Here is a 12,433-nt window from a genome sequence, read left to right as displayed (position 1 = left end):
TGTTATATTTTACTATTAGAACTGTTCATTTATTTAGATTATTTTTCTTTTTATTGTTGAATAGGCTATATTTTGATTTTATTTCATTGGCCTTTTGTTCGTGGTAGTGTAATTTTGAATGTTCGCTTCTTGACATCACGATTAAATTATCTCTGCTGAAATTATTTTTATTTCCATCTTTATGGTGAACAACTCCATCGGGGTATACTTTTCCGCCCAACTGTTTTTCTTTAACTGCAATATGGACAAGTTTTCCAGTATCCTTAAATCTAGGGTATCCTTTTTTATCTTTATAGATCTTATTCGAAATATCTAATTTTGAATTATCTGTTTTCTTTCTTTTTTTCCAAAACATAAGAATCCCTTAAAAATTATTAGTTTTCATATTCTCCATTAATATTTAGCTTAGAACCGCATTTTTTACAATATAATTCAGTTTCTTCAACACCGGAACCACAAATCTTACATAAAGACCTTCTTTGAATTATATTATCCTCTGATTTTTTTAAAAAACTAAATTTTGATTTTTTCTCTATAATGTTTTTAGGAACTAATTGATTGTTACTTTTGAATCTCAGGAAACCACTTTCATCTGCATATATGTTATCGCTAAAATCTATTATTCTATTCTTCTTTTTATTTTTGAATTCCATAATAATTCCATTAATAACAAACCCAACTATTCCGATTATTGCCAAAATATCATCGCCCCATCCTACAATAGGAATATCAGGAATTAAATCAATAGGTGAAGCGACATATACGCCTAACACAGATGCCATAATCCAATTTACTATTCTGTAACGTAGTAAGTAAACTACAAGAGCGATTAAAAAGAATAATCCCAAAATAACAATAAGAGCAATATAATACCATTCCATTTAATCAACAATATTTTACTTTTTCCATATATAAGAATATGGAAAAAAATAGGGAAAATATGGAAAAATAATCTTTTTCCATTAAGAATTCTGCAATATGTCTCCGATATGCTTTTATCTAATAAATTATTTACTACAAACATATAATGGTGATTTTATGATTGTGTTCTACAATTCAAAGAATATGATTATCCTAAAAGAAGAAGATTTTGAAAATACATAATTTTTGATTTAAATATAGATAAGAGAAGATTAATATGTTGAATTATCTAGTCCGAATATCTGCTGTTAGTCGTGAATTAGCTAGATACGATGTTTCAAAGCTTGAAGAAATTACTGGCTATAGAGATCAAGATGGAAGCTATTTTATCTCTTTCAAAGAGACACATTTTTCTTATTTGAAATTTATCTTGGATACAAAAAATTTAAAAGATACAGAAATAGAAGACATGATTTCTAGATATTCTAAAATTGATGAAGATTCTGTGAGAGATGCCATTGGGATTATAGAATCATCAAATATTGGCAAATACAAACCACCTGGGAAAAAAGAATCACTTCTTGAAATTGAAAATCGTATTTTTAAAAGTAGAAATATTTTCTTAAAATCTAAAAAAGATTATCTAATTAGTGCTTTCAATATTTTTAAAGAAGAATTCCCTAATAAAATTGAATCTAAAGTCGGCAATTCAACAGATTTAGACTTATGGCAGATAATTAACCCAAAAATAAAAGATGTATCTAAAAATCGTTTCGACGATGGGCATTATGCAGATAGTGTCGAAGCCGCATTTAAAGAGATAAATTCAACAGTTAAAAAGATTGTAAAAACTAATAAAAATCAAGAAAGAGATGGAAAGGATTTAATGTTTTTTGCCTTCTCAAAAGATAATCCTGTAATAACTTTAAAAGATCCTTTTAATGATTTATCTGATGTAGATTTATTAAATATTCAAGAGGGATTTTCCTATATTCTTGCAGGCTCAATGCAAGCAATAAGAAATCCTAAAGCTCATTCGAATATCGAAATATCAAAGGAAAGAGCAATTCATTTCATTTTCTTGGCGAGCCTTTTGATGGAAAAGATTGAAGAAGCTTTAAAATAATAAGTTTTAAATTTCACTCTGCGTAAACTTTTATGTGGCTCTGATAAATCACTCGCTTAAAAGTTTCGGTTAAAAACTTCCAGAGTGAAATTGAGGGCATTAAGTTACTATTTCTCTAATCTCTATTCTTCTATTCTAAAATAGCAATTAAGCCCTGGCATAAAAAATCATTCTGATTTTCCATTTTTCTAAAAAACTTTGTTGCCTATATTCGGGGAATTTATGCGAAGCACAAAAACAAGTGTTTTGGAAAGTTTTCGGTTCTCCGAAACGGCTCTTTGAGCCTTGATGCCTTCTAGGCATGGTAAAGAGGAAAGAGCAAAGAGAGTTTATTATGAAAGATATAAGAAATGGTAAAATAAGGGAATCTTTAAGAAATGTAGTTGAGGCGTTTAAGGAGAGATGTTTCGGATGAATACTTATGATCTTAAATATTCTAACTGAAAAGTTTTTATACTATAATTAATTTTAATTCGTAAATGGTTGAAGAAAAATCTGATTTTGGAGGATTAGTAAATTTTGAAAAAATATATGATGATGAAATAAAAGATGAAAGTGAGGATAAATTAGGATTTTCAAATTTCACAAATACCTTTACCAGATATATTAATTTATTTAAAACTCCATTAGTTGTAGGGGTATATGGAGAATGGGGATCTGGGAAAAGTTCATTTGTAACTCTAGCTTTGAAAGAATTACCGCCAAACAATAACGAGAAGCTCGAACCTATTATTTTTGATTCATGGAAATATAAAGAAGAAACGTGTTTATGGAAATCGTTTTTACTCCACATATTAGGTAAATTAGATTATTATGATTTTATTAAGTCAGAGGATTATATTGATATTAAAAATAAATTATGTTATTCGGAAGATAAAATCCATATAGATAAAATAATTATGGGCTCTATTATTTTTATTTCTTTATTATTCGCATTTATTTCTATATATTATCCTTCTATAAGAAATTTTGAGATAAGTATAATTGTTTTCATTTTTTCTATTATGTTAGGAATAGTTCAAATAAACAGGAGCAGAGGTCCAATCAGTTCATTTAAAGAATTTGAAGATAAACTACAAGATTTGAAAGATGAATTTAAGATTATTAATGATAGGGTAATTGTAATAATAGAAAATCTGGATAGGGTAGAACCTAAATACGCATTGAATTTACTTGAATCGATAAAGATGCTTCTAAATTTCGAAAATTTCATATATATTGTGCCGTGTGATCCAAATATGCTGAAGGAAGAGATCAAAATTATGTATAATAACAATAATATTAACTCTGATGATTATCTGTCAAAAATAATAACTATCAATTATAACCTGCCCCCAACTAAACCAGAATACACTAAAATATTTATTTCTAGTATTATTAATCCAAATAAATTAAGTTCTAATAATACCTTCGAAATATTCTCAAAAGCTAACATTGTAAATCCTAGAAGAATAAAAAAGTTTTTACGTGAAGCCGATATGGCATATAGATTTATGATTGCAAGTGGTGAACCAGAAATAAAAATAAATCCATACTTGATTCTAGTACTTATAGTATCAAAATATAATTTTCCTGATTGCTACAACCTAATTATAAACGCAGTTGAATTTCCTTCTGAGATAGGCTCATTTAGAAGTATTTTGGAGTACATTTTTAATCCTCAAGACGGCTCGAAACAAAGTACTATTAATTATTGGAATTCATTAAAAGATGTGGTCAATTTCTATAGTGGAATGGATTTGTCTGATTCAGATATTAGAACTCCAATTAGAGATGAAAAAGCTGAAAATATAAGGCAGGAGACTATTAAATTCATGAAGTATTTCAATTATTATACAAAAGAAAGAATAATACCAACTGCGAACGAGGATTTCCTTTTGAATGATTTACCAAATTATTTACTATCAATATCTACAGTTAAACATAATAAAGAGCCTGAAGCAATAGAATTTGGAATTGGATTATCCTCTGATGTAGAATATAGTCATATAAAAGGCCCAGTACCCGTAAGGGAATATTATAAAACCCCTAAATCAATAAAAAGAAAATATAGATTATATGTCCCAAAAGAAAGAGTGTTTAGCGCATACGGATATAGTTGTGCAATAACTAAAGAAAAAACTCGTGAACTTCTGGAAGTGGCCCGTATTAAACCTCTTGAAGAGGGGGATATAGACAATGTTGAAAATTATATCGTTCTCAAGACAGATTTACATAGACTTTTAGATAAAGGATTGATTTCAATTGATGAGAACTATAAACTACATATAAGCCCAGAACTTAGAAATACCCCTTATGTTCAATATGATAACATGACTATTAACTTGCCCAAAGAAGAATCTTATTGGCCATCTAAATTAGCACTAAAATATCACTATGAGAATAAGTTCAAGAAATAGGATCTATTTTGTTCTCGTTAGCTAGATTACGCTTTAGATAAATCATTAGATGATTGGGGTCTGTCTAACTCTTAAACACCCTCCAGCTTAGAGTTAGCCGATTGGCTAGCAACTTTTGAATAATATGTTTAGATCCTTTTTAGACAAATTAGAGGGAGAATAGGGCTTCTTTATAGAGGGCAGAATCAGCTATATTATTATTACTATTATGAAGATGATAACGATAAGAAGTTATTATAAAATTATTGAAAAAAAAATTAAAGCTCTTAAGTTCTTTTTTGGTTTCGATTCGTTTTAGTTGTGTTCTTCGGTCAGCAGATATCCTTTTTGTTTCAGCTTCAACTTGTGTGAAGAGAATTGGACTTGTATCCTTGGGAGAATATCTGGCATTCCTTTTCTTATTAGCTTTAGATATTCACTAAAGAATCTGTAAGGATTCTCAACATCCAAAAGCTGTTCCAGTGCAAAGGAATATTCTTCTGCTTTTTCAGCATCCATAAATTCTTGGATATCCTCTTTGCACTTGTCCATTAGCTGAGTCAGGCGCTCGCGGTCGAAGATTCTTCTGCCATTTGCAATAACGAATAGTTTTGGATCTCTTTCCTGTATTTCAATGTATCCTAAGTCTTCGAGACTATGTACAATTGTCCTTGCTTGATGGTAAGAGATATTGCAGCTCTTTGCAACTTGTTTAATTCTCGGTAATATCTTTCTGTCCTCGAACCTACGAATAGACGACATAATCTCTATTCCTTTTGAATCAGGTATTTTTGGATGCATTTTTGTCCATTCTCTCTTGAATAAATCATTGATTTTCAATTGAATTCCTCCTTGATTTTATTGATTGGAGACAATAATGGGAATGATTTTCTTTGATGTCATTATTTAGATTATTTTCCATTTTACATGGCGTCTCCATACAGTGTTGATACTGGATGTCTTGGGGTATTATCAAAAAGAGACCGAAACTAGTCCACCGTATTTCGTTGAAAACTAGCTTTAGCTATTCTTTGTGATATCGAAACCTTTTTAAGTGTCAAGAAGAAAAGAAGATTGCATTTATCTTTCATTTCTTCTTGGGCTTCGTGCCCATATATTTTACTTTTTTACATACAATCACCTAGCATTTTATTAACATCCTTACGGATATGTTTCTTAATTATAAATCTTTTGGTAAACGATTTTTAAAATTTGATATTGCAAAATTATTTCAATATTTTTTATTTGATTAATCAAATTATTGAAGGCAAATATTAGTGTAATTACCCCTCTAGTTATCAAAGTTAGAATTATCTTAAATCCCGAGGTTCTTATTGTGTTTTTAGGCCTTATTTCTGCAACCACATATAAACTATTAACCTTTTATTTATAAGGTTTTTGGGTTATATTATCTATTTAGTATGTACTATTTTTTAGTATGTACTATTTTTTAGATATAAATGATTCAATTTCTTCTTTCATCTTTGGATTTGAATTAATAGTTTCAACAATCTCTAGAATCTTCTCGAAATCTTCAATCACACTTCTATCTATTTTTGAAATATCAAAGAACTTTTCCCTCATTTCTGACTTTCCATCTCCATTATAGATTTTTATCTTCATCAAGGAGAATGGCACACCTAAAACAGTATTTCGATGCAGGCTGTGACTTTTGTTTAAATATCTATAATCGTTCATTTTATATTTCTTGTTTTCCTTTTCATTATTGGTGTTATAATGAAAGACGGCGTATTTTACGGAAAAGGTGTAAACAAAATAAAAAATGAATATCCAGAGATATATGAAGCTATAGTAAAGCTTGACGAAGCAGTTTTCACTGGAAGAGTCTTAGACTATAGGACTCAGAAATTAGTTGCACTTGGAATAACAGCAGCTAGAGCAGATGAAAGTGCAACAAAAAGACAGATGATGTCGGGGATGAATGAATTTAATATAACAAAGGATGAAATTGTTGATGTACTAAGAGTTGTCTTACTAACTTCAGGCATGCCTGCATTTAACAAAGGGATGAGAATCTTAGATGAGATAGAAAAACAATAATTTTCTATTTTTCTTTTAATTAATCTTAATTCTTATATATAGCAAACTCAATCTATACCTTAGAGCCAAGAGAGTGTTTAGATGAAAGACGTTGAAATAAAGTGTCCTCATTGCGACAAGAAGATTATCATCCCTGAGAGCCTTCTAGTAAAAATTATAGACAAATATCAACAGAATAAAATAGAAGAAAATTCAACCTCAATAGAGGGGCCTAAAGTGAATACGGCTATCCAAGAACTAGAGGCCGAACTTGTAGTAAAGAAAGAGCAGCTATCTGAGGTAATGTCAAAGCTTGAACGAAATCAAGCTGATCTCACGAGGGTTGTTAAGAGGAGTAGTGTCAAGACTGAGGATATGTATCGGATACAGAAGGAGAGGACAATTCTTATCCAGAAGGCAAAGAATCTCCAAGATGAAATAGCTGCAATAGCTAATCAACTTGGCAAACAAAATAATAAATCAAGTAAGGTAAAATATCTTTAATCTTTTAATCCATATATCTCAACATCAGACCTATCAAAACCTTTATCAAAAATATTGATATATTTGATAATGTCTTCAAAATGATTTTTTATTTTGGTATTTTCTTCACCATATGGATAGTATGCAAAGAAGAGGTAGTTCCTAGTTTTCTCTGTGATCATTGTCCTTCTATCTGGCCCAAACAAAACACTTGATATTATCCCAAATTCATCTTCTGTTGTAATATCCTCTGGCTTTAGCTTCATTTCTTTTCCGCTGATGTTCACATACTCTTCGCTGCCTTTTGTTATCTTTGTACTCAAGCTGCCCTTGATTAGGTCAAGGTCATGGCCGGCTGTAAGATACATATTCTTTAGCTCAGCCATGAACATCGCCTCAACAACAGTATACTGCGATGGGAAACTCTTGCCACTGGCTATCGATTTAATCTGGTATTCAATCGGGTACTTCTTTTCAAATTTCTTAAAGAACAGGCTATATTTCTTTATAGTCTCAGATTCTAGGTAATCTTTAGCGTTATTTCGAATATCTGCTTCAATCCTTCTCTTTTCCTTCTCTAGAGACTCATCAACTTTTTTATTTTCTAAATTTCTAACTTCCATCGTAGAAACTTTTAGATCGGGAAAATAATCCGCCAAATACTTTGAAAAATCTACCTTCATGATTATATTTTCCTAGATCGATTTAAATTTTTATTGAAAGGATGGGCAGTAAAGATTTTAAAGTTTGTTCTCTCTAATTACATGGGGATTAAATGATCTGTAAAAATTGTGGCAAGGAGATAGAAGACACTGTGAAATTCTGCCCTGAGTGTGGCTCTTCAACGGCAAAGAGGGATGAATTTTACGTGGATTCAGATCACCTTGTAGAGGAGATAAAGAAGATTATCGATGAGGGGATTGCAACAAGAATTATTATAAAGGATGAGGCCGATAAAACGCTTCTAGATATCCCTCTTGCAGCAGGTGTTGTGGGCGCATTAATTGCCCCGTGGCTTGCAGCTCTTGGAGCAATAGCTGCGCTTGTTGTAAAATGCAAGATAGTTGTAGAGAAACCTAATTAAATTTTTATTTTTTATTCTAGTAAATTATTTAAATAAATTTAACTCATTTGAATAGGTGAGAAAATGGATCCTTCCGATGATATAATTATTATTGAAACTAAGAAGATTGATGTTGATAGTCCAATAGTTCTAGAAGGTGTTCCCGACATGGGGCTCGTTGGTTCAATTGCCGTAAGTCACATGGTACAAGAGCAGAATTTTGATGCAGTGGGGTACATCAAGTCTGATCTTTTCCCTCCAGTAATGGTAGTCCACGAGAGAAAGGTATTGAATCCTGTCAGGATATTCCAAAAAGGGAAGATAATTGCAATATTGTCTGAAATCCCAATTGACCCAAAACCAGGGTATATGCTCTCAAAAAGGCTCACTGAATGGTATAAAGAAAAGGGCGTGGAGCTTATAGTCTCTATAAGTGGAACGCCCCTCCAGGAAAGAATTGACATCGATGAGCCAGAAGTTTTTGGGACATCAAATAATGAAGAGATACTGAAAAAAATGGAGGATTCAGGAGTTAAGATCCTCGAAGAGGGTTTTGTTTCTGGATTTTATGCATTGATACTTAAGAACTCTATTGAACTAAATTTAAATTCATCTGTTTTACTGGCCCAGTGTTATTCAAGTTACCCTGATCCAGGGGCTGCAGCTTCAATTCTAAAGATTCTGAATAAAATGACAGGCTTGAATGTAGATGTCAAACAGTTGATTGAGCAGGCAGAAGATCTGAAGGTCAATTACAGGGCACTCATGGAGCAGACAAACGCATCTATCCAGAGGGAAAACAAAGTTGATGTACCGACTATGTATAGGTAGATACAATGATAAGAAGGTACTATATTATTAGCAGAGATGCAAACCATTCATTTAAAGAGCATTATTGGCATATTAACTACTGTAGCTGCAATAATGTTGAACCCCTAACAGAGTTCAATGAGACTAAGGGATCCTTAATTGCAACTTTGGATATGCCCTGCGTTGAAAAGGAAAAAATAGAGGTAACGTCCGAAGAAAAATGTGTCAGTGTGTTCGCACCCACCACAAAAGGATTCTGCTTTAAAAGAGATATTAATCTTCCATTTTCAACTGACCCTGAAAAAGTCTTGGCCACCTTTAAGAAAGGGATCTTAGTAATCGAAATACCGAAAAAAGTTAAGCATTTTAAAGTAGAAATAAAATAATTCATTGCCATTTTTCCAATGCTTTTCTTAGCTCCACGTGGGTCTTTGCATACTCTTGTAGCGAAACCCCTTCCATTACGGCATCGACTGCTTGCCTCATAGCAGTTGCGCCTTTTATCGTTCCATCAGGGTGTCCGTGGATTCCGCCACCGGCTTGGATTATTGTGTCATCTCCCATAAATTGTACTATCTCGGGTATATGGCCCGGGTGAAGCCCTCCAGAGTTTACTGGAAAACACGGATTCATGCCAAAAAGGTCAGATACGATCTTCTCCTTATTTTTCAGTACTTCAGTTAGTTCCCCTTCCATTTTACCAACTACAGTCCCAATATGCAACTGGTCAATTCCCGAAAGTCTTGAGAGAAGTGATAGCACCGGCATCGAAATACCGTGTCGCTCATATCTTGTCATTGCAGCATGCATCGCCCTGTGACCATGTATTATCATCTTAAATCCGTGGTCTCTTATCTCTTGGACTTTGGAGAATCCGGCAACTAGGATGTCAACCATTATGCAAGCCCCGCCATGGTCTTTTACAAACTGTGCCCTCTCCGTCATATTTACTCCAGTTATGTTTGGGGCATAGAGCTTCTTTTCCCCAGTTTCACTCTCGGCCCTGTCAAGGGCATCTAGGACTTTTATGACCCTATCTTCAAAAGGGCAGAACCTCTGATTTGTTAGATTCTCATCGTCCTTTACAAAATCGCATCCCCCATACCATGATTCGTATGAGACAGTGGCAGTATCCTCTGGATTTAGTCCAACTTTTGGCTTAACAATAGTGCCGATATGAGGTCTCCCCGTCTTATAGGTCTTCATGTATTTTCTGACGCCTTCAATTCCAAACTCAGGCCCTTTGAAAGTCTTGATGTATCTGTATGGGATCTCGATATCAAATAGTCTTGCTTTAGGTATTATCTTCATACCGAGGATGTTCCCTGAAATATCGGAGAGGATTTGCGGAACTGAATTATCTTCAAACAGCTCTATCGGGTATGCAACTTTGATATGCGCAGCTTTATTCCCTTCAATTTCAAATAGTTCTTTTGCATAAAAAACAAAAGCCGATAGGCTAGAAGTATACCCTTTAGCAGTTTTTAGCGGGGTCCAAGTACCATTGGAAGATTCCTTTGCAAGCTCTCCCGCATTTTTCAGGATATCATCTGTTTCAATATAAAAATCCGCAATCAGATAGTTATCTTTATCGATATCCTCCCCCAGTTTTACAAAATCCATCTAATCACCTTATTAATTAAGAAAAGAATCTATTTAAATCTAAGGGATTTAATGAATAAATAAGAAATTAAATTAAGAATAGTTTATTAAAACTAGTTTTTTTCGACTTGAACTTCGACATCATCTATGTACCAGCCACGGTAGTCGTTTGCCAGTTCATCGCTCATGTCAAAATAAAAGCTTACCTCGATAACTTTCCCTTTGTAAGCTGAGATGTCATAAGTTTTCTGAAGCCACTGTTCCATTGGGTCGTTGTTTAACTGGTCTAGATCTATCCAGTTTCCATTCCCAACTTCCCTTATCTGGACAAATCTCTGGTCGTAAAGTTTGCTCATATTTTCAGTCTGATACCAGTACCAAAATGTTAAAGTTGCTTTAGTTGAATCTTTGAGATTTATTTGGGGGGATACAAGTCTCCCGCTGTTAGCAGTCCCAGAATCATAGGTTCCTGTAAGGTCACTTCCATACCAGAAACTTGAAACTCCGCTATTGGCGTTTCTGTATTGAGACGTTTCATTTACAATATGCCACATACCTGTTGATTCCCAATCATCTGCACCTTTCTCATAATTATAGGTGTAGTTGTCGCTGAATACAGGCACAGCAACTATCAAAGATAAAACTGCAATCGATAACAGAGCAATTCCAATCTTTTTCATTGAAACCACCTTCATGTTATTAGCTACCCCAGACCTAATTTATAAGCCTTTCTACAAATATATACTATATATTATAAAATTATTAAAATATATTTATATTTTCAATTATTATTTATGATAATCAATAAAACAAATTAAAATTTAAAAAATAGATTGATATTGAGATTTTTATACTAATCGCGACATGTAACTAAGGAACCTAAGCGTGTACTATCCCAAGATAGGCAATTTAACCCTTTGGATCTTTCTTATTTTAGATTTTGAATTACTTGCATGCCTATTTTTTTGTCAACTCATCAAGGATTCTCATACCCTTTGTGAAGGCTGGCTGGCCTGATGTCAATAAAACTACTCTCAAAACATCGACTATTTCATCTGGCGTAACCTTTAGCTCCTTAATAGCTGAGCGCATCTGTTTTTCTGTGGCTGTTTCATCACAGTGGCCGGCAGCGATTCCAATTGCAATAAGCTTCTGTGTTTTATAATCTAAGGCTTTCCCGGTGTAAACAACTTCGTTAAGAGTCTTTATAGCTTCATAAATATCGGGGTACTCTTTTTTTACCTTCCCCATGCCCTTTCCATAAAATATTTCATATTTCATTTTATCCCAATTACTAATTAGTTTTAATCTTTATAAACATAATTACTTTTGAAATATAAATAATCAAAAGACATTTAATGAATTTTCTTATCTGGAAAGTAATGGAGGAGCTGTTACTTCTTTCTATCGGTTTTGGCGTAGGATTATCGGGGGCAATTGCACCTGGCCCGCTATTTATGGCCACAATAAAGGATACTTTGAAGTACGGCCCGCTTTCCGGCCCAATGATATGTGTCGGGCACCTTTTTGTAGAGATCCCGATAATAATAGGCCTTTCCCTTGGCATATCTTATGTCATCAATATCCCGATTGTGAGAGCCATGATAGGGTTAATTGGAGGGGTGAGCCTTTTTTACCTGGGGGTTCAGATCATAAAAGACAGGAAAAAATTTGAAAAGGTTTCTGAAGAGAGTATGAAGGATATTGAAAATGATAATGTAAGAATTAAAAAGGAGTATTTGCTCCCGATGAAAACAGGTTTCATATTCACAATTTTAAATCCAGCAATGTTTATCTGGTGGTTTACAGTTGGGAACGGTCTTGTTATGAGGGGCCTTGCAATTGGATTTATGGGGGTTTTCCTATTATTTGTGGGCCACTGGTTAGCAGATCTTTCATGGTATTCATTTCTTTCATTTTCAGTTTCTAAAGGTAAGAAGTTCATAAGTGCTAGAATCTATGAGGTAATTCTCTTTGCCTGCGGGATCTTCCTTCTTTCCATCGGATTGTATTTCCTCTACGGTTCCCTCCCTTATTTTAGTCACTATATCTAATATTTTTATATTAGAA

General features: G+C 33.2%; 17 protein-coding genes. 8 read left to right on the top strand and 9 right to left on the bottom strand.

Annotated features, from left to right (window positions below):
• Positions 1 to 25: 25 nt before the first annotated feature.
• Both PLI06_00775 and PLI06_00770 read right to left on the bottom strand, forming a co-directional pair.
• The gene (locus tag PLI06_00775; GenBank protein ID HOI76132.1) at positions 26 to 355 is read right to left on the bottom strand and encodes an HNH endonuclease; all 330 of its coding nucleotides are present in this window, start codon (positions 353 to 355) and stop codon (positions 26 to 28) included.
• 19 nt (positions 356 to 374) lie between these two features.
• Positions 375 to 881 (bottom strand): DUF1232 domain-containing protein, encoded by a 507-nt coding sequence (locus tag PLI06_00770; GenBank protein HOI76131.1) that lies wholly within the window; start codon positions 879 to 881, stop codon positions 375 to 377.
• Positions 882 to 1,138: 257 nt separating this feature from the next.
• Here PLI06_00770 and PLI06_00765 point away from each other — a divergent pair, with 257 nt between their 5' ends.
• Both PLI06_00765 and PLI06_00760 read left to right on the top strand, forming a co-directional pair.
• On the top strand, positions 1,139 to 1,987 hold the full coding sequence (locus PLI06_00765) for a TIGR02391 family protein (GenBank protein HOI76130.1): 849 nt from the start codon (positions 1,139 to 1,141) through the stop codon (positions 1,985 to 1,987).
• A 479-nt stretch (positions 1,988 to 2,466) separates the two neighbouring features.
• Positions 2,467 to 4,386 carry a P-loop NTPase fold protein gene (locus tag PLI06_00760; GenBank protein HOI76129.1) on the top strand — a complete coding sequence of 640 codons (1,920 nt, stop codon included), beginning with the start codon at positions 2,467 to 2,469 and terminating at the stop codon, positions 4,384 to 4,386.
• A 294-nt stretch (positions 4,387 to 4,680) separates the two neighbouring features.
• On the opposite strand, the gene PLI06_00755 is transcribed toward PLI06_00760, so the two are convergent.
• The 3 genes from PLI06_00755 to PLI06_00745 form a co-directional block, all read right to left on the bottom strand.
• Positions 4,681 to 5,205, bottom strand: coding sequence for a hypothetical protein (locus PLI06_00755; protein HOI76128.1), 525 nt, complete (start codon positions 5,203 to 5,205; stop codon positions 4,681 to 4,683).
• A gap of 336 nt (positions 5,206 to 5,541) precedes the next feature.
• Positions 5,542 to 5,730: a hypothetical protein gene (locus tag PLI06_00750; GenBank protein ID HOI76127.1), complete on the bottom strand. Its 189-nt coding sequence runs from the start codon at positions 5,728 to 5,730 to the stop codon at positions 5,542 to 5,544.
• A 78-nt stretch (positions 5,731 to 5,808) separates the two neighbouring features.
• Positions 5,809 to 5,988, bottom strand: coding sequence for a hypothetical protein (locus PLI06_00745; protein HOI76126.1), 180 nt, complete (start codon positions 5,986 to 5,988; stop codon positions 5,809 to 5,811).
• A 114-nt stretch (positions 5,989 to 6,102) separates the two neighbouring features.
• On the opposite strand from PLI06_00745, the gene PLI06_00740 reads away from it, so the two are divergent.
• Together PLI06_00740 and PLI06_00735 are read left to right on the top strand one after the other, a co-directional pair.
• Complete coding sequence (locus tag PLI06_00740) at positions 6,103 to 6,426, top strand: carboxymuconolactone decarboxylase family protein (GenBank protein ID HOI76125.1); 324 nt, start codon at positions 6,103 to 6,105, stop codon at positions 6,424 to 6,426.
• 81 nt (positions 6,427 to 6,507) lie between these two features.
• A complete protein-coding gene (locus PLI06_00735; GenBank protein HOI76124.1) occupies positions 6,508 to 6,909 on the top strand; it encodes a hypothetical protein in 402 nt (133 codons plus the stop codon).
• Here PLI06_00735 and PLI06_00730 read toward each other — a convergent pair.
• Positions 6,906 to 7,571 carry a hypothetical protein gene (locus PLI06_00730; protein ID HOI76123.1) on the bottom strand — a complete coding sequence of 222 codons (666 nt, stop codon included), beginning with the start codon at positions 7,569 to 7,571 and terminating at the stop codon, positions 6,906 to 6,908. The genes PLI06_00735 and PLI06_00730 overlap by 4 nt on opposite strands.
• A gap of 92 nt (positions 7,572 to 7,663) precedes the next feature.
• Between PLI06_00730 and PLI06_00725 the strand changes: the two genes are divergently transcribed.
• From PLI06_00725 to PLI06_00715, 3 genes are all read left to right on the top strand, one after another.
• Positions 7,664 to 7,972, top strand: a complete 309-nt coding sequence (locus PLI06_00725; GenBank protein ID HOI76122.1) for a DUF4342 domain-containing protein — start codon at positions 7,664 to 7,666, stop codon at positions 7,970 to 7,972.
• A gap of 63 nt (positions 7,973 to 8,035) precedes the next feature.
• Complete coding sequence (locus tag PLI06_00720) at positions 8,036 to 8,782, top strand: PAC2 family protein (GenBank protein ID HOI76121.1); 747 nt, start codon at positions 8,036 to 8,038, stop codon at positions 8,780 to 8,782.
• Between the two features lie 5 nt (positions 8,783 to 8,787).
• A complete protein-coding gene (locus PLI06_00715; protein ID HOI76120.1) occupies positions 8,788 to 9,147 on the top strand; it encodes an Hsp20/alpha crystallin family protein in 360 nt (119 codons plus the stop codon).
• 1 nt (position 9,148) lies between these two features.
• Here the strand turns inward: PLI06_00715 and PLI06_00710 are convergent, their stop codons facing one another.
• The 3 genes from PLI06_00710 to PLI06_00700 form a co-directional block, all read right to left on the bottom strand.
• Entirely contained in the window at positions 9,149 to 10,384 is a 1,236-nt protein-coding gene (locus PLI06_00710; protein ID HOI76119.1) for a ribulose-bisphosphate carboxylase large subunit, read from the bottom strand.
• A gap of 92 nt (positions 10,385 to 10,476) precedes the next feature.
• The gene (locus tag PLI06_00705; protein HOI76118.1) at positions 10,477 to 11,058 is read right to left on the bottom strand and encodes an immune inhibitor A; all 582 of its coding nucleotides are present in this window, start codon (positions 11,056 to 11,058) and stop codon (positions 10,477 to 10,479) included.
• Positions 11,059 to 11,320: 262 nt separating this feature from the next.
• Positions 11,321 to 11,644, bottom strand: a complete 324-nt coding sequence (locus PLI06_00700; GenBank protein ID HOI76117.1) for a carboxymuconolactone decarboxylase family protein — start codon at positions 11,642 to 11,644, stop codon at positions 11,321 to 11,323.
• Between the two features lie 77 nt (positions 11,645 to 11,721).
• Here PLI06_00700 and PLI06_00695 point away from each other — a divergent pair, with 77 nt between their 5' ends.
• A complete protein-coding gene (locus tag PLI06_00695; protein HOI76116.1) occupies positions 11,722 to 12,417 on the top strand; it encodes a LysE family transporter in 696 nt (231 codons plus the stop codon).
• Positions 12,418 to 12,433 lie beyond the last annotated feature (16 nt).

It is taken from the genome of Methanofastidiosum sp. (assembly GCA_035362715.1).
GTDB lineage: Archaea > Methanobacteriota_B > Thermococci > Methanofastidiosales > Methanofastidiosaceae > Methanofastidiosum.
The sequence above is the reverse complement of the archived record's forward strand: the minus strand, read 5'-3'. Positions and strand labels throughout refer to the sequence as shown.

Coding starts and splice junctions, on each gene's coding strand:
- PLI06_00730 (HOI76123.1), bottom strand. CDS start 7,571: ATGAAGGTAGATTTTTCAAAGTATTTGGCGGATTATTTTCCCGATCTA.
- PLI06_00705 (HOI76118.1), bottom strand. CDS start 11,058: ATGAAGGTGGTTTCAATGAAAAAGATTGGAATTGCTCTGTTATCGATT.
- PLI06_00725 (HOI76122.1), top strand. CDS start 7,664: ATGATCTGTAAAAATTGTGGCAAGGAGATAGAAGACACTGTGAAATTC.
- PLI06_00745 (HOI76126.1), bottom strand. CDS start 5,988: ATGAAGATAAAAATCTATAATGGAGATGGAAAGTCAGAAATGAGGGAA.
- PLI06_00770 (HOI76131.1), bottom strand. CDS start 881: ATGGAATGGTATTATATTGCTCTTATTGTTATTTTGGGATTATTCTTT.
- PLI06_00695 (HOI76116.1), top strand. CDS start 11,722: ATGAATTTTCTTATCTGGAAAGTAATGGAGGAGCTGTTACTTCTTTCT.
- PLI06_00720 (HOI76121.1), top strand. CDS start 8,036: ATGGATCCTTCCGATGATATAATTATTATTGAAACTAAGAAGATTGAT.
- PLI06_00710 (HOI76119.1), bottom strand. CDS start 10,384: ATGGATTTTGTAAAACTGGGGGAGGATATCGATAAAGATAACTATCTG.
- PLI06_00735 (HOI76124.1), top strand. CDS start 6,508: ATGAAAGACGTTGAAATAAAGTGTCCTCATTGCGACAAGAAGATTATC.
- PLI06_00715 (HOI76120.1), top strand. CDS start 8,788: ATGATAAGAAGGTACTATATTATTAGCAGAGATGCAAACCATTCATTT.
- PLI06_00700 (HOI76117.1), bottom strand. CDS start 11,644: ATGAAATATGAAATATTTTATGGAAAGGGCATGGGGAAGGTAAAAAAA.
- PLI06_00760 (HOI76129.1), top strand. CDS start 2,467: ATGGTTGAAGAAAAATCTGATTTTGGAGGATTAGTAAATTTTGAAAAA.
- PLI06_00775 (HOI76132.1), bottom strand. CDS start 355: ATGTTTTGGAAAAAAAGAAAGAAAACAGATAATTCAAAATTAGATATT.
- PLI06_00765 (HOI76130.1), top strand. CDS start 1,139: ATGTTGAATTATCTAGTCCGAATATCTGCTGTTAGTCGTGAATTAGCT.
- PLI06_00740 (HOI76125.1), top strand. CDS start 6,103: ATGAAAGACGGCGTATTTTACGGAAAAGGTGTAAACAAAATAAAAAAT.